The organism is Pseudomonas spelaei (assembly GCF_009724245.1).
GTDB lineage: Bacteria > Pseudomonadota > Gammaproteobacteria > Pseudomonadales > Pseudomonadaceae > Aquipseudomonas > Aquipseudomonas spelaei.
The window spans coordinates 130,909-156,974 of record NZ_WNNK01000007.1 but is presented as its reverse complement, the minus strand read 5'-3'; the positions used below and the strand labels follow the sequence as shown (position 1 = coordinate 156,974).

General features: G+C 58.9%; 21 protein-coding genes. 9 read left to right on the top strand and 12 right to left on the bottom strand.

Annotated elements, in window-relative coordinates; translation table 11 throughout:
* Positions 1-13 precede the first annotated feature (13 nt).
* From GNF76_RS10510 to GNF76_RS10480, 7 genes are all read right to left on the bottom strand, one after another.
* Complete coding sequence (locus GNF76_RS10510) at positions 14-1,336, bottom strand: ABC transporter ATP-binding protein (protein WP_155583095.1); 1,323 nt, start codon at positions 1,334-1,336, stop codon at positions 14-16.
* Between the two features lie 14 nt (positions 1,337-1,350).
* Positions 1,351-3,096 (bottom strand): ABC transporter permease, encoded by a 1,746-nt coding sequence (locus GNF76_RS10505; RefSeq protein ID WP_155583094.1) that lies wholly within the window; start codon positions 3,094-3,096, stop codon positions 1,351-1,353.
* Positions 3,097-3,339: 243 nt separating this feature from the next.
* Positions 3,340-4,068: an alanyl-tRNA editing protein gene (locus GNF76_RS10500; protein WP_155583093.1), complete on the bottom strand. Its 729-nt coding sequence runs from the start codon at positions 4,066-4,068 to the stop codon at positions 3,340-3,342.
* Positions 4,069-4,070: 2 nt separating this feature from the next.
* A complete protein-coding gene (locus GNF76_RS10495; protein ID WP_155583092.1) occupies positions 4,071-5,063 on the bottom strand; it encodes a serine O-acetyltransferase in 993 nt (330 codons plus the stop codon).
* 22 nt (positions 5,064-5,085) lie between these two features.
* Entirely contained in the window at positions 5,086-6,000 is a 915-nt protein-coding gene (locus tag GNF76_RS10490) for a PLP-dependent cysteine synthase family protein (protein ID WP_155583199.1), read from the bottom strand.
* A 24-nt stretch (positions 6,001-6,024) separates the two neighbouring features.
* A complete protein-coding gene (moeB, locus tag GNF76_RS10485) occupies positions 6,025-7,887 on the bottom strand; it encodes a molybdopterin-synthase adenylyltransferase MoeB (protein ID WP_155583091.1) in 1,863 nt (620 codons plus the stop codon).
* A gap of 1 nt (position 7,888) precedes the next feature.
* Positions 7,889-8,782 (bottom strand): DMT family transporter, encoded by an 894-nt coding sequence (locus tag GNF76_RS10480; protein ID WP_178123281.1) that lies wholly within the window; start codon positions 8,780-8,782, stop codon positions 7,889-7,891.
* A 150-nt stretch (positions 8,783-8,932) separates the two neighbouring features.
* Between GNF76_RS10480 and GNF76_RS10475 the strand changes: the two genes are divergently transcribed.
* Positions 8,933-10,357 (top strand): aminotransferase-like domain-containing protein, encoded by a 1,425-nt coding sequence (locus tag GNF76_RS10475; protein WP_155583089.1) that lies wholly within the window; start codon positions 8,933-8,935, stop codon positions 10,355-10,357.
* 126 nt (positions 10,358-10,483) lie between these two features.
* Here GNF76_RS10475 and ppsR read toward each other — a convergent pair whose 3' ends face one another.
* Positions 10,484-11,302, bottom strand: coding sequence for a posphoenolpyruvate synthetase regulatory kinase/phosphorylase PpsR (gene ppsR / locus GNF76_RS10470; RefSeq protein ID WP_010176424.1), 819 nt, complete (start codon positions 11,300-11,302; stop codon positions 10,484-10,486).
* A 178-nt stretch (positions 11,303-11,480) separates the two neighbouring features.
* Between ppsR and ppsA the strand changes: the two genes are divergently transcribed.
* From ppsA to GNF76_RS10430, 8 genes are all read left to right on the top strand, one after another.
* A complete protein-coding gene (gene ppsA / locus GNF76_RS10465) occupies positions 11,481-13,856 on the top strand; it encodes a phosphoenolpyruvate synthase (protein ID WP_155583088.1) in 2,376 nt (791 codons plus the stop codon).
* Positions 13,857-13,956: 100 nt separating this feature from the next.
* Positions 13,957-14,946, top strand: a complete 990-nt coding sequence (locus GNF76_RS10460) for an alpha/beta fold hydrolase (RefSeq protein ID WP_155583087.1) — start codon at positions 13,957-13,959, stop codon at positions 14,944-14,946.
* Positions 14,947-15,190: 244 nt separating this feature from the next.
* Entirely contained in the window at positions 15,191-15,682 is a 492-nt protein-coding gene (rraA, locus tag GNF76_RS10455) for a ribonuclease E activity regulator RraA (RefSeq protein WP_155583086.1), read from the top strand.
* A gap of 25 nt (positions 15,683-15,707) precedes the next feature.
* Positions 15,708-16,703, top strand: coding sequence for a zinc transporter ZntB (locus GNF76_RS10450; RefSeq protein ID WP_155583085.1), 996 nt, complete (start codon positions 15,708-15,710; stop codon positions 16,701-16,703).
* A gap of 86 nt (positions 16,704-16,789) precedes the next feature.
* Positions 16,790-17,035 (top strand): hypothetical protein, encoded by a 246-nt coding sequence (locus tag GNF76_RS10445; RefSeq protein WP_029298275.1) that lies wholly within the window; start codon positions 16,790-16,792, stop codon positions 17,033-17,035.
* A 2-nt stretch (positions 17,036-17,037) separates the two neighbouring features.
* Complete coding sequence (locus tag GNF76_RS10440) at positions 17,038-17,862, top strand: mechanosensitive ion channel family protein (protein WP_155583084.1); 825 nt, start codon at positions 17,038-17,040, stop codon at positions 17,860-17,862.
* An 87-nt stretch (positions 17,863-17,949) separates the two neighbouring features.
* Entirely contained in the window at positions 17,950-18,540 is a 591-nt protein-coding gene (gene sigX / locus GNF76_RS10435; RefSeq protein ID WP_155583083.1) for an RNA polymerase sigma factor SigX, read from the top strand.
* 107 nt (positions 18,541-18,647) lie between these two features.
* A complete protein-coding gene (locus GNF76_RS10430) occupies positions 18,648-19,625 on the top strand; it encodes an OmpA family protein (protein ID WP_155583082.1) in 978 nt (325 codons plus the stop codon).
* 59 nt (positions 19,626-19,684) lie between these two features.
* Here the strand turns inward: GNF76_RS10430 and cobA are convergent, their stop codons facing one another.
* From cobA to nirB, 4 genes are read right to left on the bottom strand one after another with little or no spacing between them, the layout of a single operon-like run.
* Positions 19,685-20,428: a uroporphyrinogen-III C-methyltransferase gene (cobA, locus tag GNF76_RS10425; protein ID WP_155583081.1), complete on the bottom strand. Its 744-nt coding sequence runs from the start codon at positions 20,426-20,428 to the stop codon at positions 19,685-19,687.
* Between the two features lie 11 nt (positions 20,429-20,439).
* On the bottom strand, positions 20,440-23,154 hold the full coding sequence (locus tag GNF76_RS10420; RefSeq protein ID WP_155583080.1) for a nitrate reductase: 2,715 nt from the start codon (positions 23,152-23,154) through the stop codon (positions 20,440-20,442).
* Positions 23,154-23,471, bottom strand: coding sequence for a nitrite reductase small subunit NirD (nirD, locus tag GNF76_RS10415; protein ID WP_155583079.1), 318 nt, complete (start codon positions 23,469-23,471; stop codon positions 23,154-23,156). The genes GNF76_RS10420 and nirD overlap by 1 nt, the downstream gene beginning before the upstream one ends.
* Positions 23,468-25,921, bottom strand: a complete 2,454-nt coding sequence (nirB, locus tag GNF76_RS10410) for a nitrite reductase large subunit NirB (RefSeq protein WP_155583078.1) — start codon at positions 25,919-25,921, stop codon at positions 23,468-23,470. Before nirB ends, nirD begins: the two co-directional genes overlap by 4 nt.
* Positions 25,922-26,066: the final 145 nt, after the last annotated feature.

The window sequence follows — 26,066 nt, the reverse complement described above, 5'->3', positions numbered from 1 at the left end:
TTCGCTTCAGGGCTTACATGCTGCCTTCGACGTCATCCAGGCTGAAGGTCTCGGTATGGTCGTCGTAGGAGAAAATTTCCGCATACCGTCCCCAGGCCACCACCACTTCCAGGGTTTTCTCCACGAACGCTTCGGTCAGCGAGTCTTCCAGTTCCTGCTCGAAACGTACCCGCGGCGCGCGGTGGCCGTGGCGCTCCAGCAGCACCTGGCGGATACGTGCGGCCAGCGGCACGTGGCGGACCAGATGCTCGGCAAACAGGGTTTTGCGTTCCTGGGTGCCGTAGTCGGCGAACAGTTTGCCGGCCTCGGTGAGGGTGATGTCGGCGCCCTTGAGTTCGGCGAATCCCAGGTGTTCCAGAATCTCGGCGACCGGGAACAGATCGTCCACTTCCAACAGGCGTCGCTCCGCCACGGTCGGCAGGCCGGCGTGGCCGTTGTAGGGCTCGGCGGCCAGGGTTTCGATCAGGCCGGCCATCAGGTTGGTGGAGACTTCCGGCAGCGGGCTGCTCATTTTCAGTTCGGGCTTGCCGGTGCTGGCGTCGGCGCTACGGCGGTCGGTCATCAGGGCGTAGATGTCATCGACCATTTGCCTGAAGGTCGGGTCCAGCCGGTTGCGCGGGTGGGGGAACGGCACTTTGATTTCGGCCACGACCCGCCCGGGGTTCGATGACAAGACCAGAATGCGGTCGCACATCAGCACCGCTTCTTCGATGTTGTGGGTCACGATCAGGATGGATTTGATCGGCAGCTGCTTGCCACTCCACAAGTCCAGGAGGTCGTTGCGCAAGGTTTCGGCGGTCAATACGTCGAGGGCGGAAAAGGGCTCGTCCATCAAGAGCAGGGTCGGGTTGACCACCAGGCCGCGGGCAAAGCCCACGCGTTGGCGCATCCCGCCGGACAGTTCACGGGGGTAGGCGTTTTCAAAACCATCCAGGCCGATCAGGTCGATGGCCGCCAGGGCGCGCTTGCGGGAGGCCTTGCGCTCGACCTGCAGGGCTTGCAGGCCGGCTTCAACGTTTTCGAGGACGGTGAGCCAAGGGAACAGGGCAAAGGTCTGGAATACCATGGCCACGCCTTCGGCAGGGCCGGTCAGTTGCGCACCGTTGTAGCGGACCTCGCCCGATGATGGCTGTATCAGGCCGGCAATGATCCGCAGCAGGGTGGATTTGCCTGAGCCTGAGCGGCCCAGCATGCCGACGATCTCGCCTTCATGCAGGCTCAAATCAACACCACTGAGTACTTGCAACTCGTCTTTACCCTTGCCAAACACCCGGCTCACGTTCTTGAGCGAGTAGATTTCCGGGGTTGGGGCAGTGTGTTCGGTATAGGTATTCATCAAATCGAATCCCATTAATTCAGACGGAGTTTGTTTTCGGCCATGGCGTACATCGGCCGCCAGACCAAGCGATTGAAGGCCACCACAAAGATCGACATCACCACCACGCCGAGGGCGATTTTCGGAAAGTCACCGGCGGCGGTGGTTTCGGCGATATAGGCCCCCAGGCCGTGGGCGACGACTTTGTCCTGGCCCCAGGACACGAATTCGGAAACGATACTGGCGTTCCACGCCCCGCCCGAGGCCGTGATGGCACCGGTTACGTAGTACGGGAAGATGCCCGGCAACATTACCTTGCGCCACCACAGCCAGCCGCGAATGCGGAAGTTGGCGGCGGCTTCCTTGAAGTCATTGGGGAAGGCGCTGGCCCCGGCAATCACGTTGAACAGGATGTACCACTGGGTCCCCAGCACGATCAGCGGGCTGAGCCAGATATCCGGGTTCAGCTTGTAGTGCAGGATGACGATGACAAACACCGGAAACAGCAGGTTGGCGGGGAAGGCCGCGAGAAACTGGGCCAGCGGCTGGATTTTCTCCGCGAGCCGGGGACGCAGGCCGATCATCACGCCCAGGGGCACCCAGATCAGCGAGGCCACCAGGATCAGCCCGGCCACCCGCAGCAAGGTGATCGATCCCAGTACGAACACATGACCGACCTCGGCGAGGGTCACTTCGGTACCGACGTACCGCACAATGTGGTACAGCGCGTAGGCCGTCATCAGTGCAATCAGCGACCCCCAGACCCAGTCAATTACCCGCGATGTGGTCGGGCTGGAGGGTGGCAGGACCTTGAGGGCGGTGCGCGGCAGGTTCAGGCGCATGTTGCCGATGCGGCTGATGGTCCGGGTAATGGGGCGCAGGATGCGCTGGATCAGCCGGGTCCGCTGGATCAGGTTCAGTACCCAGGATTGTGGGGCGGCACCTTGGGAGGCGGTGGTTTCCATGCGGAACTTGTCAGCCCAGGCCACCAGGGGACGGAACAGGAATTGGTCGTAGATCAGGATGACTGCGATCATCGCCAGAATCACGTAGCCCACGGCATGCAGGTCTTTGTGTTGGATGGCCAGGGCCAGGTATGAACCCACGCCTGGCAGGGTGATGGTCTTGTCGCCAACGGTGATGGCTTCGGAAGCCACCACGAAGAACCAGCCACCGGACATGCTCATCATCATGTTCCAGACCAACCCGGGCATGGCGAAGGGCACGTCCAGCTTCCAGAACTTTTGCCAGCCGGACAGCCGCAGGTTGGTGGACACTTCTTGCAGGTCCAGGGGCAACATGCGCAGTGACTGGTAGAAGCTGAACGTCATGTTCCAGGCCTGGCTGGTGAAGATGGCAAATATCGCGGCAAATTCGGCGCCCAGCACTCGTCCGGGAAACAACAGCAGGAAAAACGTCACGGTGAACGAGATGTAGCCCAGTACCGGTACGGATTGCAGGATATCCAACACCGGCACCAGCAGTTTCTCGGCCCGTCGGCTTTTGGCGGCCAGTGTGCCGTAGAGCAGGGTGAATATCAGGGCGGCAACCATCGCGGCGAGCATGCGCAAGGTGGTGCGCATCGCATATTCCGGCAGGTTGGCCGGATCCAGGGAAATGACTTCGCTCTGCAAAGTGGCGATGGGTGCCCAGGTTTCTCGGGCGCCAATGGAGAAAAACAGCAAAAAGCCGATCACCAAGGGCAGGGCGACCAGATCCCAGCGATTAGGCAGCAGGCGCAGCGTCGTCGCCGGTATGTAATGACGGAACACTTTGTTCATAGGCAGTGATTCCTGCAGCGTTCTGAGGGAGGGCGCGGCTGTGGTGAGCTTAGCTTCTGTCTGTCTGACCCGCCGAGAATGGGCGGGTCCATGGGCGGGGGCACCGAGAATAGGGTCGATACACGCTGGCGGGGATTGTACGTTTCAAAATGTTACAGAAGCATAAAATTCATGTCAGGTTTGAGTAAAAAAATGAGCGCCCGACGGACGCTCATGGGCGTGAGACTGGGCGGGGCGCCCGGTTCACTCAAAGCGCAAGATCACCCGTCGGTTGTGCTTGCTCTTCTTCTCGATCTTCTCGCAAAACACCCGGCCGATTTCTTCCGTGTTGACCACGTGAGTCCCGCCGCAGGGTTGGATGTCGATACCGGCAATTTCAATCACCCTCACGGCGCCCTGAATCACCGGCGGTGCCACCGCCTGGGTACGGGTGATCTGCAGCAAGGTGGAATACTCCGATGCGGGCATCGACAGGGTCTTGACCTCATGGGCCTGCTCGATCAGCGCATTGAGGTCACGGGTGATGCTGTCTTTGTCGAGGGTCATTTCCGGCAAGTCGAAATCCAGGCGACCCTTGTCCGCATTGATACTGCAGCCGGTCACGGGGGCGTCGATGATCGAGCACAACAGGTGCAGGCAGGTGTGCATCTTCATGTGCTGGTAGCGCCGCTCCCAGTCCAGGTTGGCGTCCACTTGCACGCCCGCGCACAGCTGGTCGGGGCAGTGTTCCACCTGGTGCCAGATGATCGAGCGTAATACCGGGTCGCGTACGGTCCCGATCACCTCAACCCGAGTGCCGTCGACGAGGATGAAGTGGCCGGTGTCCCCGGGTTGTCCACCGCCGGTGGGGTAGAACAGGGTATGTTCCAGGGCGATCCCCTGCTCACTGACGGCGATCACCCGGGCACTGAAGGCGTTCTGGTAAGGCGCACTGTCAAACAGCGCCAGGGTTTCCATTGTGTGCACGGACATGTTCAACCTCCGACGATCAGTGGGCTGACTTGCAGCAAATGACGAACCATCGCGCTTAAGCCAGGGGGAGACAGCAGGGTGATTTCAAACTCGGGACCGCAGACTTTCAGGTTGATCGGCAAGCGCGGCGGGTGGCCCGTCGAGGCGACGTGACGCAGGCGAAACTGCAGGTGATGGCGCTCCTTGACCGTGGGTTCGAGCAACACGCCGGCCAAGGGGTGGAAGTCGGCGTCCAGCACCGTCACTTTATGGCTTGAATTGACCTCGCCGACCACGTGCAGCCGTTCGTTGAGAGCGAAGGCGCCAAGGTAGTTGCTGTGATCGGACTCGTCGTTTTTCTGCAGTTGGATCTGGTTGACCACCTTGACCTTGGTGCCTGCCGGCACATCCTGGGTGATCACACAGGCCGGGCTGATGAATACGTTGTCACCGATCTGCACATAGCCCAGCACTCTTGCACCTGCGCCGATTTCAACATTGTTGCCCAGGCGTGGATGACGCTTGCCGTCGGGGTTGTTGGCGATGCCCCGGGCACCCAGGGTCACGCCGCAGAGGATGTAGCAGTCGTTGCCGATCTCGCAGGTTTCGCCGATGACGGTGCCATAGCCGTGATCAAGCACGAAGCGCCGGCCAATCTGCGCGGCCGGATGGATCTCCGCACCAGACAGGATCTTGCCCTGGTTGCTCAGCTTCAGGGCAATGGCGCAAAACGCACTGTTATGTTGCTGGTGGAAACTCCATACCCAATGGGCCAGCCGGTAGAACAGCACCGCTTTGAACGAGGCGTAGGACTCCAGGATCAGCTCGGCGCGCCCGCGGGATGCCGGGTCGCGGTAGGCGTAGGCAATCAGGTCCTCGGCCACGGCCTGCGCAGCTGTCTGGACCAGCGGCGCCAGATGCGCCTGCAGCTCCTGCATCTGCGCGGGCGAAAGGGTGGTGATGAGGTGGGTGAGCAACTCATCGTGCAGCTGTTGCATGTCGATAAAGCCTCCCATGGAGGCACCCCCGCAGTTGTTGTTATTCGAAACAGGGTAAGTAGCTGTCCGCACTGTCGTAGACCATGGTCAGGACGACGGTCTCGGTAGGCAGTTCCGGTGCAAGCTTGGCAATGGCCACCATGTTGGCGGCCGACGACAACCCGAGGCTGATGGCATCGGTGCGCATGATGCGTTTCATCATCTCCAGGCATTCCTCCCGGGAGACCTTGATCATGCCGTCCAGTATCGCCAGGTTGAGGATGCTTGGGATCAAACCGATGGACAGGCCCTGGATATGGTGCGGCGCATGTTGATCACTCAGCAGGTCGCATTCTTCGGGTTCGACGCCCATGACGCGCACGGCTGGCCAGGTGGCCTTTAGGGTTTCTCCAATGCCGGTGATGTGGCCGCCGGTGCCGATGCCGCTGACGAAATAGTCCACCCGCCGTTCGCCAAATGCGCGGATGATTTCCCGGGCGGTGGTGTCACGATGGGTCTGCGGGTTAGCGCCGTTACGCTGTTGGTTGAGCATCACAAAGCTGGGGTTTTCCAGCTGTAGCTCCATGCATTTTTCGCCGTGGGAATTGTTGCCCAGGCGGCTGTCCGACAGCACTACCTTGGCGCCGTACAGGCGCAGCAGCTTCTGCTTCTCAGGGCTGTAGTTGTCCGGGATCACCAGCACCACTTTGTAGCCCAGCACGTTGCCGGCCATCACCAGGCCAATGCCGGTGTTGCCACCGCTGGGCTCGATGATGGTTTGCCCGGAACCACGGATCAGCACGCCACGGCGTTCGGCGTCGAGGATCATCCCCAGGGCAATGCGCGCCTTGTGGCTGCCACCGGGGTTCAGCGACTCCAGCTTGGCGAAGACTTCGATGCCGAGGTCTTCGGAAAATTGTTCAAGGCGCACGATGGGCGTCTGGCCAATGGCGTCGAGTATCGAGTTATGCAACATCAGGTAGGAACCCATGGCCGGTTATCAGTACAAAGGCATGTCGGGTTCGACGTCGCGAACCCAGTGTTTCATGCCACCTTGCAGTACTTTGGTATTGGCGAAGCCGGCCGCCAGCAAGGTGCTGGCGGCTTGCTCGGCCCTGGTCCCGGCGTAGCAGATCAGGTAGTGGGTGTTGTCTCGGCTCAGGCTGTCGAGTTGCCCGTCGAGTTCAGCCAGGGGAATGTGCAGCACCCCGGGCAGCTTGCAGACTTCCAGCTCGCTGGCGTCCCGCACATCCAGCAGGATGTCGGCGCTTCGGTGTTGTTCGAGGAGTTGCTTGAGCACGCGCGGCTTGATGTAGCGCTCTTCGGCCAGGGCCGGGGCGCTGGCGACCGCGTCAGCACACACGGCGGCGGCTGGCTGTTCACTGTGGCGCCGTTCGGAGCAGCATGGGCAGTCGGCACGGCGCTTGAAGCGGATTTCGCTGAACTTCATTGCGAGGGCATCGAAGCGCATCAACCGGCCGGACAGCGGTTCGCCAATCCCGATCAACAGCTTGATCGCCTCGGTGGCCTGGATCATCCCGATCACACCCGGCAGCACGCCGATCACACCGCCGGCACTGCAATTGGGTGCCAGCTCTGCCGGTGGTGCATGGGGGAAAAGGCAGCGATAGCACGGGCCGCCTTTGTAATTGAGGACGCTGATCTGGCCGTCAAAGCGGTAGATGGCACCGTACACCAGGGGTTTATCCAACTGCACGCAAGCATCGTTGACTAGGTAGCGGGTTTCAAAATTGTCGGTGCCGTCGATCACCAGGTCATAAGCGCCCACCAGCTCCAAGGCGTTGTCGGCGTTCAAGGCGGTGTTGTGGGCATTGATCTGGATATGGCTGTTCAGGTCTTGCAGACGCTGTTTGGCAGACTCCACCTTGGACATGCCCAGGGTGCTGTTGCCATGGACGATCTGGCGTTGCAGGTTGCTGCTTTCCACCACGTCGAAGTCCACCAGTCCCAGGGTGCCGATGCCGGCTGCCGCCAGGTACAGGCTGATGGGCGAGCCCAGGCCGCCGGTGCCGATGATCAGCACCTTGGCTTTTTTCAGGTTCAACTGGCCTTCGCGACCCACGCCGGGAAGGGTGATATGGCGCACGTAGCGCTGCACTTCTTCATTGCTCAGTAGGTCGACATCCATGCCGCCCGAGGTGGCGAGCAGGACTTCAATTTTTGCCGATTCGGGCAACGGTTCATCGGCCTCAATCAGCTCTTCCCCGGTAGTAAACAGGAAGTGTTCCTTGAGCTGGTTGTTTTTCTCGTGGAACAGATGCGCACGCAATTGCGGGTAGTGGTCGCAGAGGTTTTCAATGACTTCGCGCAATGTCGATCCGGCACCCTCAAGGGTCGATTCGGGCAGCTTGGCCACACGGACCAGGATGTCGGGGAAAGAGACAGCGTTCATGCACAACTCCATTTGCAGGTCGTTGAAGGGTTTGCGGGCAAAGTTGCTGCCATCCCAGGCAAACAACTTTGAACCTTGGGGCTTGGCCTGGCGAACATCCACCACCAGGTAACTGACGGGGTAGATCGGTTCGCCCATGAACAAGGCTTTGTCCTGGTCCTCGTCGCTGAAATAGGCACCGACGTCAGGATGGGAGTGGTAGATCACCACCACCGGGTTATCACTGCGAAAAGCCTTGTTCATCATCAGCGTATCGGCCACCGCGAAGGTGTAACCGTTGGTTGCGCTGCGGGGGTACATTTCGGGATTCTTGCGGTGCAATTCATTCTGGATGTTGCTGCCCAGGTACACGCTGCCATCCGCGAAGACAAAGCCGCAGCACTCTTCGGGGTAGGTGCGGCTGGCGTGGGCGTAAATCTGGTCCAGGGCGGAAGGTGTGAGGGCGTTCATGTCAGTTTTTCTTGGCCAGGAGCTTTTCGACGGGCAGCTTGGTGATCGCAAAGCCGGCCAGCAGGATCGCCGAGTACAGCATCAGGTCCTTGGAGATTTCCACGCCTTCGTACCAGGCGCCGATGATCACGGCGAACACCGGGAAAATGATAAAAACGAAAGACAGGATGATCGGGCTCAGGCGCTTGAGCAGCATGAAATACACGATAAAGCCGCCGACCGACGCCACCAGCCCCAGGTAGAACAGGGCGCTCCAGGAACGCAGGGTAATGTCTTCAAAGGTTGGGGTTTCAAACCACAGCCCGGCGAGAAACAACATCAAACCGGCGATGCCAATGGGCAGGGTGTTGTAGGTAATGACGCTGATGGCGCTGCCTTTTTGCTTGGTGATGACATAGCACAAGGCATGCATGATCGCTGCGGCGAGAATCGCCAGTACCCCGAAGAACTCGGCATGGTCCAGGTGCAGGCCCTGGCTCTTGATGATCATATAAAGGCTGCCGAAGCCGATGCCGATGCCGACCACCTGGGAGAAGTAGATGCGCTCACGTAAAAACAGCGCGGAAAAAATCAGGATGAACACCGGCATGCAACTGAACAGCAAGGCGGTGAGGCCGGATGAGACATGCATCTCGCCGTAGTTGAGCAGGTAATAGGGAACACTGAAGTAGGAAAGGGTCACGAACACGAAGAACCAGCGACTCTCCCGAGGAAACAGAATCGGTTCACGGCGCACCATGGCGAAACACAGGAACAGTGGGAACGCGATCAGGAAGCGCAGGCCGGCAGAGGTCAGCGGCGGCACGCTTTCCACCGCAATCTTGATCCCCAGCCAGGTGGTTCCCCAGCTCAGGCAGACAATCAGAAACATCACACTGGTGATCAGGCCAGCCAGCCACTGTTTGCGTGTTTTTGTTTTTTCAGTGTTTTCTAAGACGGCGGACATTGGCATCGTGACATTGCTTCCCTGATACGGAATTGACCTCTATATTGAGATCCTTAATCCGGTGATTGAACCCGTTAAAGCACACTATTTGGGCGAATGATGACTGTCAAAACAAATATTGACATGGTGTCAATTATGCGTGAGGGGCTGTCCAGCGGTCAGGGCGTCAAGTACAAACGCCTGTCCGACGTCATGGAGCGGGGCATCCTTGAAGGCTTGATTGAACCGGGACGAAAACTGCCGCCCCATCGGGTGCTTTCCGACAATCTGGGCGTCACCATCGGCACCATCAGCCGGGCCTACGGCGAACTGGAACGCCTTGGGCTGGTGGTGGCGCGGGTCGGTGACGGTACATTCGTGCGCAAGCGTGGGATGGAGCGCCAGCGGGATGAGGGCTTCCGTAACTTCAGTGAGGAGCCGCGGCAGTACTTCGACATGAGCCGCAACATGCACATCCCGGGGCAGGAGACGACATTCCTGGCGCAGAGCTTTCAAACCCTGGCCAACAACGCCAAGTTCCTGCAGGACATCAGCGCGTATACCCCGGATGCCGGTTTGCCCCGTTACCGCGCTGCCGGCGCCCAATGGCTGACCCAGCGCGACTTCTATCCGATTCCCGAGCAGGTGATTTGCGTGAATGGCGGCCAGCACGGGCTGCTGTGCGCAATGATGGCGTTGTTGCGGGCCGGGGACACCGTGGTCACGGAACAACTGACCTACCCAGGGTTGATCACCGCCGCGCGCATGCTCGGCATACGCCTGATCGGTCTGGAGATGGATGAGGAAGGGTTGCTGCCGAGTGCGGTGGATGAGGTCTGCCGTAATCACCGGGTGTCGGCGTTGTACTGCACGCCGACGATCCAGAATCCGACGACGGCGGTGCTGTCGGCTGCTCGCCGTGAAGCGCTGGTCAAGGTTTGCCGGGAACACAACTTGTTGATCCTCGAAGACGAGGCCCACGGCGTATTGGTGGAAGACCGGCCGCCGCCCCTGAGCCATTTCGCCCCGGAACGCACCATTCTGATCAGCAGCCTGAGCAAGGCGGTGTCGGCAGGCTTGCGTGTGGGTTACGTGCATGCGCCGCCAGCGCTGGTCAGCCGCATCTCCGCAGCCCTGCGTTCTACCTGCTGGATGGCGACGCCGGTGACCCTTGAGCTGGCCACCCAATGGATCGAAAACGGCACGGCGGAGTATTTGCTGCACCAGCAAATCAACGAGATCAGCCGACGCAAGGCACTGGTCGAAGGCCTGTTGGCCGGCCTTGAATACCGCACCCACCTCAACAGCCCACATTTCTGGATCGAAGTTCCGGAGCCTTGGCGGGCGTCGGAAATCGAGGCAGAACTGAAGCAGAACAATTACTTGATCGCGACTGCGGAGGCGTTTGCTGTCGGGCAAACCGCAGTGCCGCAGTTTATTCGGGCGAGTATCTGCAATACATCAGGGGATGATCAGTTGTTGCGGGAGGGGTTTGATGCGCTGGCGACGGCGTTGGGGCAGGGCGGGGGGCGCTTTCATTTATAAGGCGGGACCGAGTTATCGTTCATCGCAGCGGTGCGGCGACCCGACAAGCCAGCTCCCACAGTTCACCGAGTTCGACGAAACGACGCGGTGAGTGTGGGAGCTGGCTTGTCGGGTCAGACAATAAAGTTACTTGAAGCGCCGTTCGACGCCTTTCTCCACCAGAATCTTCGCCGAAATCTCTTCCACCGAAAAATGCGTGGAATTGATGTGCGCAATATTCTCGCGACGGAACAGATTTTCCACTTCCCGCACTTCAAACTCGCACTGGGCATAGCTGGAGTAGCGGCTATTGGGCTTGCGCTCGTTACGAATGGCGGTGAGGCGGTCCGGGTCGATGGTCAGGCCGAACAGCTTGTGCTGGTGGGCGCGCAGGGCGGCCGGCAGCGTCAGGTGCTCCATGTCGTCTTCGGTCAGCGGGTAGTTGGCCGCGCGAATGCCGAATTGCATGGCCATATAAAGGCAGGTCGGGGTCTTGCCGCAGCGGGACACACCCACCAGGATCAGGTCGGCCTTGTCGTAGTAGTGAGTGCGGGCGCCGTCGTCATTGTCGAGGGCGAAGTTCACCGCCTCGATCCGCTCCATATAGTTGGAGTTGTGGCCAATGGAATGGGACTTGCCTACCGAGTAGGAGGAATGTTCACTCAACTCCTGTTCCAAAGGCGCCAGGAAGGTCGAGAAGATGTCGATCATGAAACCATTCGAAGTTGCGAGGATCTCACGAATGTCTTGATTGACGATGGTGTCGAAAATGATCGGACGAAAACCGTCTTTTTCGGCGGCCAGATTGATTTGTTGTACCATGGCTCGCGCTTTATCCACGCTATCGATATAGGGTCGCGTGAATTTGCTGAAGGTAATGTTTTCGAACTGCGCCAACAGGCTTTGACCCAGGGTTTCGGCAGTAATGCCGGTGCCGTCGGAGATAAAGAAAGCAGATCGTTTCATTTGAGCCTTGGGCCTTAAGCTGATGACGAATCTTGGATATGATAGGCGCGATTTTGCCGTCCCGCAGTGGGCTGCATTCTCACTTATTTTCCAGGTCCAGGCCACAAGCGCAGGTGTTTGCTCCTACTGAGCGGCCGGCGTCCTGAGCTTTTCCAACACAGTTAGTGGAGAGATCACCTTGGTAGAGTACGTAGTTTCCCTCGATAAGCTCGGCGTCCATGATGTAGAGCATGTGGGGGGCAAGAACGCATCCCTGGGCGAGATGATCAGTAATCTTGCGGGCGCAGGTGTCTCGGTGCCCGGTGGCTTCGCCACTACGGCCCAGGCTTACCGTGATTTCCTCGAGTTGAGCGGCCTCAACGATCAGATTCACGCGGCCCTCGATGCGCTGGACGTCGATGACGTCAATGCCCTGGCCAAGACTGGCGCCCAGATCCGTCAATGGATCATGGAAGCCGAGTTCCCCGAGAAGCTCAACGCCGAGATCCGCACCGCGTTCGCCACGCTGTCGGCCGGTAACCCGGACATGGCCGTCGCCGTGCGTTCGTCGGCTACCGCCGAAGACCTGCCCGACGCTTCCTTCGCCGGCCAGCAAGAAACCTTCCTGAACATCCGCGGCGTGGAAAACGTCATTCGCGCGGCCAAGGAAGTATTTGCCTCACTCTTTAATGACCGTGCCATTTCCTACCGTGTACACCAGGGTTTCGACCATAAGCTGGTGGCCCTGTCTGCCGGTGTACAGCGCATGGTGCGTTCGGAAACCGGCACCGCCGGCGTCATGTTCACCCTGGACACCGAGTCGGGCTTCCGTGACGTGGTGTTTATCACCGGCGCCTACGGTCTCGGGGAAACTGTCGTACAAGGCGCGGTCAACCCGGACGAATTCTACGTCCACAAGCACACCCTTGAGGCCGGTCGCCCGGCGATCCTGCGCCGCAACCTGGGCAGCAAGGCCATCAAGATGATCTACGGCGACGAAGCCAAGGCCGGTCGCTCGGTGAAAACCGTTGATGTCGACAAGGCCGAACGCGCGCGTTTCTGCCTGAGCGATGCTGAAGTCAGCGAACTGGCCAAACAGGCGATGATCATCGAGAAGCACTACAAGTGCCCGATGGACATCGAATGGGCCAAAGATGGCGACGACGGCAAGCTGTACATCGTTCAGGCCCGCCCTGAAACCGTGAAGAGCCGCACGTCGGCCAACGTCATGGAACGCTACCTGTTGAAAGAAACCGGCACCGTGCTGGTGGAAGGCCGTGCCATTGGCCAGCGCATCGGCGCCGGCAAGGTGCGGATCATCAAGGACGTGTCCGAGATGGACAAGGTCCAGCCAGGTGACGTACTGGTCTCCGACATGACCGACCCGGATTGGGAACCGGTGATGAAGCGCGCCAGCGCCATTGTCACCAACCGCGGCGGGCGTACCTGCCATGCGGCGATCATCGCTCGCGAGTTGGGGATTCCTGCGGTCGTCGGTTGCGGCAACGCCACCCAACTGTTGAAAGACGGCCAGGGCGTGACCGTTTCCTGCGCTGAAGGCGACACTGGCTTCATCTTTGAAGGTGAGCTGGGCTTCGACATCAAGCAAAACTCCATTGACGCCATGCCGGACCTGCCGTTCAAGATCATGATGAACGTCGGTAACCCGGACCGCGCCTTCGATTTCGCCCAGTTGCCGAACGCCGGTGTGGGTCTGGCCCGCCTGGAATTCATCATCAACCGGATGATCGGCGTGCATCCCAAGGCGCTGTTGAACTACGACGGGTTGCCGCTGGATATTAAGGAAAGCGTCGACAAGCGCATCGCGGGCTACAACGACCCGGTGGGCTTCTACGTCGAGAAGCTGGTGGAAGGCATCAGTACCCTGGCGGCGGCGTTCTACCCGAAAAAGGTCATCGTGCGCCTGTCGGACTTCAAGTCCAACGAATACGCCAACCTGATCGGCGGCAAGCTCTACGAGCCGGAAGAAGAAAACCCGATGCTGGGCTTCCGTGGTGCCTCGCGTTACATCAGTGAAGCCTTCCGTGACTGCTTCGAGCTCGAATGCCGTGCTCTCAAGCGCGTGCGCAATGAGATGGGCCTGACCAACGTCGAAATCATGGTGCCGTTCGTACGCACCCTGGGCGAGGCAAGCCAGGTCGTTGACCTGCTGGCCGAAAACGGCCTGTCCCGTGGGGAAAACGGCCTGCGCGTCATCATGATGTGTGAACTGCCGTCCAACGCCATCCTGGCCGAAGAGTTCCTGGAATTCTTCGACGGCTTCTCCATCGGCTCCAACGACCTGACCCAACTGACCCTGGGCCTGGACCGCGACTCGGGGATCATCGCTCACCTGTTCGACGAGCGTAATCCTGCGGTCAAGAAGCTGCTGGCCAATGCCATTCAGGCGTGTAACAAGGCCGGTAAGTACATTGGTATCTGCGGCCAAGGCCCTTCCGATCACCCGGACCTGGCCAAATGGCTGATGGAACAGGGCATCGAAAGCGTCTCGTTGAACCCGGACTCCGTGCTGGAAACCTGGTTCTTCCTGGCGGAAGGTCAAGCCTCGGTTTAAGTCGTCACCTGCCGGCCAGCCACCGCGGCTGGCCGGCATTTCTCATTCTGTACAGGGCGGAACTCCATCAGGACGCCGCCCTTTTTTGTGCAAGAGCATTATGCAAAGCAGCAGCAACCTGTTTCCCGTCGCCTTGATCAGCGCTGAGCGTCGTGGCGACCTGAGTGAAGATGTTTATCGACTTAAACCCGGCAACAGCCCAGATGGCACCGTCGAGCTGGCCGTGACCCGTCTGGGTCAGGCCGATGTCCCGGAAAACCGGGGCGTGCCGGTGGTGTTGTTACATGGCAGCTTCTCCAACCGACGGTTTTGGTACTCGCCCAAGGGCATCGGCCTGGGCGCCTCACTGGCGCGGCAGGGGTTCGACGTGTGGATCCCGGAAATGCGTGGGCATGGCTTGTCCAGGCGTAATCAGGATTACGCCAAAAACCGCGTGGCTGACTATGCGCAGTACGATTTGCCGGCCATTGCTGCGTTTGTTCGTGAGCAGAGTGGTCAGATACCTCACTGGGTCGGTCATTCCCTCGGTGGTATTACCCTGGCGGCTGCATTGGGAGGGCAGTACCTGGGCGCTCCGGCAGTGGCCTCGGTGGCATTGTTCGGCTGCCAAGTCAGCCGAACCTGGTGGCCATTGAAGATTCCTCCGGTGGAGTGGGGTGGTCGATTTATCTTGAAACGCTTTTCCCAGTTGTCCGGTTCCAGGCTCAAGCGCGGCCCGGAAGACGAACCCATCGGCCTGGCCCTGGAAACCATGCGCTGGCACGGTTTGTTCGGGCGTTTTGGCGATGCCGAGAGTGATTGGTGGAAGGGCCTGGCGGGGGTAGATGTACCCATTCTGGCGGTGAGCGCCGCCGGCGATCATCAGGACCCGGATTGGGCCTGCCGTAAATTGTTCGAACAAATAGGTTCCGAGCACCGTCAGTACCTCTGTCTGGGGCGCAAGCAAGGATTTACCGGTGATTTCGGGCATGTGGAGATGTTGGTCAGCAAGGCCGCCCAGACCGAAGTGTGGCCGTTGGTGCAGCGGTGGCTGAAGGATCCGTTGACACCGTTGATGGGGGCTCAGCCTCAGGTGCTCGCGGCGGTTTGAGGGGAAGGCTCTAACAAGGGCGTTTCGCTTGCCTGTGGTTGCGGCTAAGATATGACGCAACGAGCTGTTCTGGTCATATTCAGTCGTGCAGTAGCTATTGCGTTGCGCTCGGGCGAGTCTGATCATTGCCGGCCACAACGAGCGTGCGTTAAAGGACCGTCGTTGCGATGCGTTTCCCTGAGTTAAAGAGCTGATGTAAACAGTGGGTTGTTCAACACCTTCTTTCACCTACAGGAGTTTCCCGATGAACCATTACGTTACCCCCGATCTGTGTGATGCCTACCCGGAACTGGTGCAGGTGGTTGAGCCGATGTTCAGCAATTTCGGCGGCCGGGACTCCTTTGGTGGCGAGATCGTTACCATCAAGTGCTTCGAAGACAACTCTTTGGTCAAGGAACAGGCCGAGCTCAACGGTGCCGGCAAGGTGCTGGTGGTCGACGGTGGCGGTTCCCTGCGCAGAGCGTTGCTGGGCGACATCATCGCCGAGAAAGCCGCGAAAAATGGCTGGGAAGGGCTGGTGATCTACGGTTGCATCCGTGACGTCGACGTCATTGCCCAAACCGACCTTGGGGTGCAGGCCCTGGCCAGCCACCCGATGAAGACCGACAAACGTGGTATCGGCGATTTGAACGTGGCGGTGACCTTTGCCGGCGTGACGTTCCGCCCGGGTGAGTATGTCTATGCCGACAATAACGGTGTGATTGTCTCCCCCAGCCCGCTGAAAATGCCTGAATAAACAGCAGTAGCCGACAGGGGTGAGGATGTTCGAGGAAGAAAACGCGCAATGGGGGTTGGTACATGCCCTGGTGCTGGATGGCAAAGGCGGTGCGCGTTCGATTGCCCGGACCGAGCTTGATGAGTTGCAACTGCAGCCCCAGGAAAGCCTGTGGTTGCATTGGGATCGCAGCCATCCCCAGACTCAGACCTGGCTGCGCAAATCCAGTGGTTTGAGTGAGTTTGCCTGTGATTTGCTGCTGGAAGAGAACACGCGTCCGCGCTTGTTGCCGCTACCAGACGCAGAGCTGTTGCTGTTCTTGCGCGGAATCAACCTGAATCCCGGGGCTGAGCCAGAAGACATGGTGTCGGTGCGGATTTTCGCCTCGGCTTCGCGGGTCATTTCGTTGCGTTTGCGACCGTTGCGCGCCACCGATGAGCTGCTGGTGCAACTGGCGGATGGCAAAGGGCCTAAAACCGCGTCGGAGCTTATCCTTTATATGGCGCAGTACCTGACCAACAAGGTTCAGGATCTGGTCAGTGATCTTTCTGAAATCGTCGATGCCGAAGAAGAAAAACTGGATGCCGACGAACGGTATACTCCGGAACATGGCAGCATTTTGCAGATCCGTCGGCGGGCTGCCGGGTTGAAGCGTTTCTTGTCGCCCCAGCGGGACATCTTCGGTCAGTTGACCCGGATCAAGTTGCCTTGGTTCGTCGATGACGATGCTGACTATTGGAATGAATTGAACAACAGCCTGACGCGTTATCTGGAAGAGCTGGAATTGACCCGAGAGCGCGTGGGGCTTGTGCTTGAGACCGAAGACCGACGCTTGAGCGTGCGTATGAACCGCACCATGTACCGCTTCGGGATCATCACCGGGATCTTCCTGCCAATGAGTTTCCTGACTGGGCTGCTGGGCATCAACGTGGGGGGAATTCCGTTCTCTTCCAACCCTTATGGGTTCTTGATTGCCTGCCTGATGATGGTCACGGTGGCAGTGGGGCAGTGGTGGTTGTTCCGACGTTTACGCTGGGTTTGACCTGAATATGACCTGAACGTAGTAAGAGGTCATGTGACCTGAAGAATTTTACCCTCGTCTTTTAAAATACTTGCGAGAGGTCCTTTATGCACGATCCGTTCGAACAGTCTTTGCGTGACATGCTGAATGCCTCGCCGTCCAACCGGGACGACGATGCTTGCCTGGGTCGCGTACTGAAAACCGCCAACCGTCAGGTAGGGGCGGGAGATCTGTTCGGTTTGCTCGGTCGTTGGTTGCCGGCGTTGATGATGGCCCTGAACAATGGTTCGGCCCATGTATCCCCGGTTTCCCGTCGTAAACCTATTGCTCGCACTGCTGATAAGGCTGATTGAATATGGAACTTGATCTCTGGACGCAGAGTCTGGTAACTGCAATGACTGCACTGTGGACCAAGGTGGCGAATTTCATTCCCAACCTGTTTGGCGCTCTGGTGGTGGTCCTGTTGGGTTTTGTCGTGGCCAAGCTGCTCGACACCCTGCTGTCCAAGTTACTCGCCAAATTGGGCCTTGATCGCTTGATGGGAGGTACCGGTCTCACCAAGTTGCTGGGCCGGGCCGGGTTGCAAGTACCGATCTCCACACTGATCGGAAAGATTGTTTATTGGTTCGTTTTGCTGATTTTTTTGGTTTCTGCAGCCGAATCACTTGGACTTGAGCGAGTTTCAGCTACTCTCGACATGTTGGCGCTGTATTTGCCGAAGGTATTCGGCGGCGCGCTGGTATTGCTGGTGGGGGTTTTGCTGGCGCAGCTGGCCAATGGGCTGGTGCGCGGTGCGGCTGAAGGAGTGGGGCTGGATTACGCCAGTGGCCTGGGGCGAATCGCTCAGGGGCTGGTGATCATCATCAGTATTTCGGTCGCGATCAGCCAGTTGGAGGTCAAGACTGACCTCCTCAACCATGTAATTGTGATTGTTTTGATTACCGTTGGTCTGGCTGTTGCGCTGGCCATGGGGTTGGGAAGCCGGGATATTGCCGGTCAGATTCTTGCGGGAATCTATGTGCGTGAGTTGTACCAGGTTGGGCAACACGTGCGTGTGGGCGAGGTCGAAGGGCAGATTGAAGAGATCGGCACAGTCAAGACGACAGTGCTGACCGATGATGGCGAACTGGTTTCGCTGTCCAATCGGATTCTGCTGGAACAGCATGTGAGTAGCCGCTAATCCGGCAAACCCTGCTAATGTACGCCGCCGCAATCCTGGGTGACCAGGCTGTGGCGGACATTGACCTGACTGTCGGCACGACTTGTTTTGAATAAAGCCCAAACGCTGTCCACGCGCTATGACCCCCGTGAGCTCTCTGATGAGGAGTTGGTCGCGCGCTCGCACACGGAGCTGTTTCACGTAACACGCGCGTACGAAGAATTGATGCGCAGGTATCAACGCACCTTGTTCAACGTTTGTTCAAGATATTTGGGGAACGATCGGGATGCGGATGATGTCTGTCAGGAAGTGATGCTCAAGGTGCTGTACGGCCTGAAGAACTTCGAGGGCAAATCGAAGTTCAAAACCTGGCTATACAGCATCACGTACAATGAGTGCATCACGCAGTATCGGAAGGAACGGCGAAAGCGTCGCTTGATGGATGCTTTGAGTCTGGATCCCCTCGAGGAAGCGTCTGAAGAAAAGACGCCGACACCTGAGGAGAAGGGCGGACTTGATCGCTGGTTGGTGCATGTGAATCCGATTGACCGGGAAATTCTGGTGCTACGATTTGTCGCAGAATTGGAATTTCAGGAAATCGCTGACATTATGCATATGGGTTTGAGTGCTACAAAAATGCGTTACAAACGTGCTCTTGATAAATTGCGTGAGAAATTTGCGGGCAGTACTGAAACTTAGTTCGGTGCAAATATCTCTTACGTGTAGGCAAGTTCTGTTAGACTTGTCGCCGAGTTGTCCCCCGGTATGTGGGACTGCTTTACAATCACCAGATGGGGATTTAACGGATGAAACTGAAAAACACCTTGGGCTTGGCCATTGGTTCTCTTATTGCCGCTACTTCTTTCGGCGTTCTGGCACAAGGCCAAGGCGCAGTTGAAGGCGAGCTGTTCTACAAGAAGCAGTACAACGATAGCGTCAAAAATATCGAAGACGGCTTCAACCCAGGCGCTCGCATTGGTTATTTCCTGACCGACGACCTCGAGCTGAACCTCAGCTACGACAAAACCAACCACACCCGTTCGAACAACGGTACTGGTAACCAGAAGATTGGCGGCGATACCGGTAGCCTGGTTGCTACCTATCACTTCGGTCAGGCTGGCGTAGACTCCCTGCGTCCATACGTAGAAGGTGGTTTCGGTCACCAGAGCCGTGGCAACGTCAAAGCTGACGGCCACAGCGGTCGCGATCAGTCGACTCTGGCTATCGCTGGTGCCGGTGTGAAGTACTACTTCACCAACAACCTGTACGCTCGTGCCGGTGTTGAAGCTGACTACGCACTGGACAACGGCAAGTGGGACTACGCTGCACTGGTTGGTCTGGGCGTGAACTTCGGCGGTAACGCTGGCGCAGTAGCACCAGCTCCTGCCCCAGCTCCAGAGCCAGTTCCAGAGCCAGAAGCTCCGGTTGCTCAGGTTGTTCGTGTTGAGTTGGACGTTAAGTTCGACTTCGACAAGTCGGTTGTTAAGCCTAACAGCTACGGCGACGTGAAAAACCTGGCCGACTTCATGGCTCAGTACCCAGCTACCAACGTAGAAGTTGCTGGTCACACTGACTCCATCGGTCCAGACGCCTACAACCAGAAGCTGTCCCAGCGTCGTGCTGACGCTGTTAAGAAAGTTCTGGAAAAAGACGGCGTAGCTGCTAACCGCATCACTGCTGTTGGTTACGGCGAATCCCGCCCAGTTGCTGACAACGCAACTGAAGCAGGTCGTGCTGTTAACCGTCGCGTAGAAGCCTCGGTTGAAGCTCAAGCAGCTCAGTAATTACTGAGTTGTAGAAAAAGCCCGGCTTAGGCCGGGCTTTTTTTTGCCTGGATTTTGCCTCAGGCGCTTTCCATCGCGAGTGGTTTCGCCGCCTTTGCGATCGTAGCAACGCGTCCAATCACCAGTATTGCCGGGCTCTTCAAGGCAAAGCTTCGCGCATCGTCCTCCATGCGGGAAAGGTCACTGCGACACTCCCGCTGCTCAGGCAATGAGGCATTTTCAATCATCGCCACCGGCATGTCGGTGGCCATGCCCGCTTCCAGTAGCTGCTGCCGGATCTCTCCCAGCTTCGCCACACCCATGTAGACCACCAGTGTCGTACCGCCCTCTGCCAGCGCGCGCCAATTGAGGCTGCTGTCGTCTTGCGTGTGAGCGGTGACCAAGGTGACGCCACGGCTGATTCCCCGCAACGTCAACGGGATATCGCAGTTGGTCGCCCCTGAAAGTCCTGCCGTAATGCCGTTGACCAGTTCTACCTCGATCCCTCTATCCCTTAGCCACAAGGCTTCCTCGCCACCACGGCCAAAAATGCACGGATCGCCTCCTTTAAGCCGCACCACACACTTGCCCTGGCGGGCATATCGCAGCATCAGGCGATGGATAAAGTCCTGCGGCGTGGAGCGACACCCGCCACGTTTGCCGACAGTCACCATTCGAGCCTGCGGGCAATGCTCAAGCACCGCCGGGTTGACCAGATCGTCAATCAGCACCACATCCGCCTCCCGCAACGCTCTTACCGCCTTGAGGGTCAGCAGTTCCGGATCGCCGGGGCCTGCGCCCACCAGCCAGACTTTTGCGTTCATCGTTATTCCCCTCACAGACTGATTGCGATTGGCTGAGGACTGCTGGCCAGTAGACGTTTGATTTCCGGCACACAGGAGCCGCATTGCGTGCCGCAGCCCAGTTCCTGTTTCAGCCCATTCAGGTCCAGGCCCCGGGTGATACCCGCGCAGACGGCGCTTTCGCTGACGTTCTTGCAGTTACACAAAGTCTTGTTGCTGGCCGTCCCGGCAGCGTTGCCCGGCGGCGCGCTCAATGGCGCCAACAGCCAGCGGCGTAGTTGTTCGTCGGTCCGGCCTTCCAGCCACAGGCTTTGCAGCCAGTGTCGGGCGAGGGTTTCTCCAGCCAAACGGATGGCAGTGATACGCCCCTTCTCGACTTTCACCCGCTTGCCGATGGAGCGGCGGGGATCGTCGTAGGCCATGACCGGGCCGTCGTTCAGTCCCAGCAGTTGGTCGATACGCTGGAGTACTTGCAAGTCAGGCGCTTCGCCATGGGCCGCGCGAATCAGCAGCGCTGGTCGCTCCCGCCCGGCCAGACTCAAGCTGACGTAGGCAAAGCCCTCGCACAGCGGCCGTAATGCTTCAAAATGTTGCTGCACATCGCCCTCGATCAACGCAAACAGTTGCCAGGGCAATTGCACCGCTTCCAGTCGTACGCCGCTGTGCTTGAGTTCGGGCTGTTTCGACAAGGGGTCGAACGCCGGCTGGGTGAGGGCATTGACGCCGCCCTTGAGGAAGCGATCGCCCCAATGCATAGGCAGAAATGCCTGGCCAGGCCGCACGCTGTCGTCGCTGGTCACGGCCACAATCACGTTGCCGCGACGGCTTTTCAGGCTGACCAGATCACCCTCTTTGAAGCGATGACGGCGCAGTTCATCCGGGTGCAGGCCCAACAAAGCTTCGCTGACATGGCCGAATAGCTGCGCGGCGGTACCTGTGCGGCTCATACCGTGCCATTGGTCCCGCAGGCGGCCGGTGATGAGGGTCAGGGGGAAGCGTGCGTCCCGTTGCTCCTTGGCGGCCCGGTAGGGGTCGGCAATAAAACGTGCGCGGCCATTCCTGGTAGGAAAGACGCCATCGGTGTACAGCCGCGTAGTCCCTGCTTTCGCGTTGTCCGGGAAAGGCCATTGCTGCGGTCCGATTCGGTCGAGCAGGGCGTGACTGATACCCGACAAATCCAAGTCACGCCCGCGGGTCAGCTGTTTGTATTCATCAAAGATTTGCGCCGGTTGCTCAAAGGCAAAAAGGCCTGGTTTTCCGGGACGCAAACGTCGTTCCAGGCGCTGGGCGAAATCCACGGTGATTGCCCAGTCCGGACGTGCTTCACCTGGTGGGACAATGGCGCGGCGTACATGGGAAATCCGTCGCTCGGAGTTGGTGACGCTGCCTTCTTTCTCACCCCAACTGGCGGCCGGCAACAACAGGTCGGCGAAGGCGGCGGTTTCGGTGGTGCGAAAAGCTTCCTGCAACACCACGAAGGGGCACGCCGCCAAGGCTTGGCGAACAGTATTCTGGTCCGGCAGTGATTGCGCGGGGTTGGTACAGGCGATCCACAGCGCCTTGATCTTGCCAGCCCGCATTTGCTCGAAGAGTTCGATGGCGGTCAGCCCGGTATTGGCTGGCAATTGTTCGACGCCCCAGTAGGCGGCCACTTCTGCTCTATGTTCCGGGTTGGCCGCTTCACGGTGGCCAGGCAGCAAATTCGACAAACTACCGGTTTCCCGGCCTCCCATGGCATTCGGCTGGCCTGTCAGGGAAAACGGCCCGCAGCCTGGTCGGCCAAGGGTGCCGGTGGCCAGGTGCAGGTTGATCAGCGCACTGTTCTTCGCACTGCCGGCAGTGGACTGGTTGAGCCCCATGCACCACAGCGACAGAAAACTGGGTGAGGTGCCGATCCATTGTGCGCATTGGCGCAGTTGCTCGACGTTGATCCCGCACAGCTGCGACACCATTTGCGGGGTGTAGTCGTGCACCAGCTTCTTCAGCTCGGCCAAACCTTCGGTATGCGCCTGGATAAAGTCGCGATCGATCCAGTCTTCCCACAGCAGCAGGTGCAAAATCCCATGAAACAGCGCGACGTCCGTACCTGGCAGAATGGCCAGGTGCAGGTCCGCCAAGTCGCAGGTGTCAGTGCGCCTTGGATCAACCACGATCACTTTCATCTGTGGACGGAGGGCTTTGGCCTCCTCCAGGCGTCGGAACAAAACTGGATGGGCGTAGGCCATATTACTGCCGACGATCAGGACACAGTCGCTCGACTCCAGGTCTTCATAGCTACACGGCGGTGCATCAGCCCCCAGGCTGCGCTTGTAGCCCACCACCGCCGATGACATGCAGAGCCTGGAGTTACTGTCGATATTGTTGGTACCCACCAGCGCCCGGGCCAACTTGTTAAAACTGTAGTAGTCCTCGGTCAGCAGTTGCCCTGAGATGTAGAAGGCCACGCTGTCCGGCCCGTGTTCGGTAATGGTGTCGGCGAATACGTTGGCCGCGTGTTCCAGTGCGGTATCCCAATCGGTGCGGCTGCGGGCGAGGTCCTTGCCCAGTCGCAGTTCCGGGTACAACGCCCGGGCCGTGAGGTCTCCGGTCAGGTGCAGGCTGGAACCCTTGCTGCACAGTTTGCCGAAGTTGGCGGGGTGCGTTGGATCACCGCTGACACCGAGAATCCGCTCGCCGTCATGCTCAATCAGTACGCCGCAACCCACCCCGCAGTAGCAGCAGGTCGAGGCGGTGGTCTGGCGGTTCATCAACCGGCGTCCCGCAGGGCCAGCAGGACTCGACCGTTTTCAACTCGGGCGTGATGATGATGAGCGCAACCGATATCCGGTGCCTGGGCTTCACCGGAGGCCAGGTCGATCTGCCAGTTATGCAATGGGCAGGCAACCCGCTTGCCGTAGATCAAACCTTGGGACAATGGTCCGCCCTTGTGAGGGCAGCGGTCATCCAGGGCGAACACTTCGTCATCGCTGGTACGAAAAATCGCGATTTCGCCTTTAGGGCCGCTGATGATGCGCGAGCCGAGGGCATTGATTTCATCCAGGGCGCAGATATCCAGCCAGTTCATGCCACGACCTCCAGCTGTTTGACGGGGATGGTGTCGAACTCTTTTTTCAGCAGCGGTTGCTCCAGGCGTTCTTTCCACGGGTCCTGTTCGAACGACAGGGAGAATTGCAGGCGCTCGTTGAGCGCCCGGCGCCGTTCCGGGTCCTCCAGCACGGCTTTCTTGATGTGCTCCATGCCCACCCGTTGCAGGTAGTGCACGGTGCGCTCCAGGTAGAAGGCCTCTTCCCGATAAAGCTGTAGGAAGGCACCGTTGTATTCGCGCACTTCTTCAGCGGTTTTCAGCTTGACGAAGAACTCGGCGACCTCGGTCTTGATCCCGCCGTTACCACCGATGTACATCTCCCAGCCGGAATCGACGCCGATGATTCCCACGTCCTTGATCCCCGCTTCCGAGCAATTGCGCGGGCAACCTGAGACCGCCAGCTTGACCTTGTGGGGCGACCACATATTGAACAGGTCATGCTCCAGCTCGATGCCCAGTTGCGTGGAATTCTGCGTGCCAAAACGGCAGAACTCGCTGCCCACGCAGGTCTTCACCGTGCGGATGGATTTGCCGTAGGCATGGCCGGACGGCATGTCGAGATCTTTCCAGACGCCTGGCAAGTCCTGTTTCTTGATCCCCAGCAAATCAATGCGCTGACCGCCGGTGACCTTGACCATAGGCACGTTGTATTTGTCCGCCACATCAGCGATACGGCGCAGCTCTGAAGGATTGGTCACACCACCCCACATCCGTGGGACTACCGAGTAGGTGCCGTCTTTCTGAATATTGGCGTGGGCCCGTTCGTTGATTAGTCGCGATTGCGGGTCATCCTTGGCTTCGCCAGGCCAAGTGGAGATCAGGTAGTAATTCAGTGCCGGACGGCAGGTCGCGCAGCCGTTGGGGGTGCGCCAGTTGAGGTAACTCATGGTGCCGGCGATGGTCAGTAAATGCTGGTCGCGAATGGCTTGGCGAATTTGCCCATGGTTGAGGTCGCTGCAGCCGCAGATGGCCTTTTCGCTTTTCGGTTTGACGTCAGCAGCACCGCCCACGGTGTTGATCAGGATCTGCTCCACCAGCCCGGCGCAGGAGCCGCAGGAACTGGCGGCCTTGGTGTGTTTCTTGACCTCATCGACGCTGAACAGGCCCTGTTCCTGAATCGCCTTGACGATGGTGCCTTTGCATACGCCATTGCAGCCGCAGACTTCGGCGCTGTCGGCCATGCTCATGGCTTTGTCCTGGCCCTGATGGCCTACGTCGCCCAAAGCGTTTTCACCAAACATCAAATGATCGCGGATCTCGCCAATGGCGTGGTTCTCGCGGATCTGTCGGAAATACCAGCCACCGTCTGCGGTGTCACCGTACAGACAGGCGCCGACGAGAATATCGTCCTTGATCACCAGCTTCTTGTAGACGCCACCGATGGGGTCGGAAAGGGTGATGGTTTCCGTGCCTTCGCCGCCCATGAAGTCGCCGGCGGAGAACAGGTCGATACCGGTCACTTTCAGCTTGGTCGAAGTCACCGAGCCTTGATAGCGGGCAAAGCCCAATTGTGCGAGGTGATTGGCGCAGACCTTGGCCTGTTCGAACAGCGGTGCGACCAGGCCATAGGCAATCCCGCGATGGCTGGCGCATTCGCCGATGGCATAAATACGCGGGTCGTAGGTTTGCAGCGTGTCGTTGACCAGAATCCCACGGTTGCACGGGATGCCGGACTTTTCCGCCAGTTCGGTGTTGGGACGAATACCGGCGGCCATCACCACCAGGTCGGCGGGGATCACGTCGCCATTCTTGAATTGCACCGAGCCGACGCGACCGTTGCCCGCGTCATGCAGGGCCTGGGTCTGTTCCTGTAGGCGGAACACCAGACCACGGTTTTCCAGTTCGGTTTGCAGGAGTTGGCCGCTGGTCTTGTCCAGTTGCCGTTCCAGCAGCCATTCGCCGATGTGCACCACGGTCACGTGCATGCCCCGCAGCATCAGGCCGTTGGCGGCTTCCAGGCCCAGCAGGCCACCACCGATCACCACCGCGTGCTTGTGGGTCCTGGCAGTGTCGATCATGGCCTGTGTGTCGGCGATATCGCGGTAGCCGATCACGCCCTGCAAGGTGTTGCCGGGAATCGGCAGGATAAACGGTGTCGACCCGGTGGCGATCAGCAGGCGATCGTACTCGGCTTCGCTGCCGTCTTCGGCGATGACTTTGCGTTTGCCCCGATCGATCTGCACCACTTTGCGGTTGAGCAGCAGCTGGATGTTGTTATCCAGGTACCAGCTCAAGTCGTTGAGCACGATCTCTTCGAACGTCTGCTCGCCGGCCAGCACCGGTGATAGCAGGATGCGGTTGTAGTTGGTGTGGGGCTCGGCGCCAAAGACGGTGATGTCGTACAGCTCGCTGCTCAGCTTGAGTAATTCTTCAAGGGTGCGAACCCCGGCCATGCCGTTGCCGATCATCACCAGTTTGAGTTTCTTCATGTCGTTCTCCGCAGTGGCTCGACAAATCGTGCGTAAACAAAAAAGGCGTCCCCGCTAGTTACCTAGCGAGGACGCCTTTGTCCTGGTCCCGTTCTCTCGGGAAGCTCGACCTTCGACGTTGAAGGGGCGGCTATATGTGTGTTGA

Bases quoted from the DNA above. Each gene is read 5' to 3' on its own strand.
- GNF76_RS10510 (WP_155583095.1), bottom strand. From the start codon at position 1,336: ATGAATACCTATACCGAACACACTGCCCCAACCCCGGAAATCTACTCG.
- GNF76_RS10505 (WP_155583094.1), bottom strand. From the start codon at position 3,096: ATGAACAAAGTGTTCCGTCATTACATACCGGCGACGACGCTGCGCCTG.
- GNF76_RS10500 (WP_155583093.1), bottom strand. From the start codon at position 4,068: ATGTCCGTGCACACAATGGAAACCCTGGCGCTGTTTGACAGTGCGCCT.
- GNF76_RS10495 (WP_155583092.1), bottom strand. From the start codon at position 5,063: ATGGGAGGCTTTATCGACATGCAACAGCTGCACGATGAGTTGCTCACC.
- GNF76_RS10490 (WP_155583199.1), bottom strand. From the start codon at position 6,000: ATGTTGCATAACTCGATACTCGACGCCATTGGCCAGACGCCCATCGTG.
- moeB (WP_155583091.1), bottom strand. From the start codon at position 7,887: ATGAACGCCCTCACACCTTCCGCCCTGGACCAGATTTACGCCCACGCC.
- GNF76_RS10475 (WP_155583089.1), top strand. From the start codon at position 8,933: ATGACTGTCAAAACAAATATTGACATGGTGTCAATTATGCGTGAGGGG.
- ppsR (WP_010176424.1), bottom strand. From the start codon at position 11,302: ATGAAACGATCTGCTTTCTTTATCTCCGACGGCACCGGCATTACTGCC.
- GNF76_RS10460 (WP_155583087.1), top strand. From the start codon at position 13,957: ATGCAAAGCAGCAGCAACCTGTTTCCCGTCGCCTTGATCAGCGCTGAG.
- rraA (WP_155583086.1), top strand. From the start codon at position 15,191: ATGAACCATTACGTTACCCCCGATCTGTGTGATGCCTACCCGGAACTG.
- GNF76_RS10450 (WP_155583085.1), top strand. From the start codon at position 15,708: ATGTTCGAGGAAGAAAACGCGCAATGGGGGTTGGTACATGCCCTGGTG.
- GNF76_RS10445 (WP_029298275.1), top strand. From the start codon at position 16,790: ATGCACGATCCGTTCGAACAGTCTTTGCGTGACATGCTGAATGCCTCG.
- GNF76_RS10440 (WP_155583084.1), top strand. From the start codon at position 17,038: ATGGAACTTGATCTCTGGACGCAGAGTCTGGTAACTGCAATGACTGCA.
- GNF76_RS10430 (WP_155583082.1), top strand. From the start codon at position 18,648: ATGAAACTGAAAAACACCTTGGGCTTGGCCATTGGTTCTCTTATTGCC.
- cobA (WP_155583081.1), bottom strand. From the start codon at position 20,428: ATGAACGCAAAAGTCTGGCTGGTGGGCGCAGGCCCCGGCGATCCGGAA.
- GNF76_RS10420 (WP_155583080.1), bottom strand. From the start codon at position 23,154: ATGAACCGCCAGACCACCGCCTCGACCTGCTGCTACTGCGGGGTGGGT.
- nirD (WP_155583079.1), bottom strand. From the start codon at position 23,471: ATGAACTGGCTGGATATCTGCGCCCTGGATGAAATCAATGCCCTCGGC.
- nirB (WP_155583078.1), bottom strand. From the start codon at position 25,921: ATGAAGAAACTCAAACTGGTGATGATCGGCAACGGCATGGCCGGGGTT.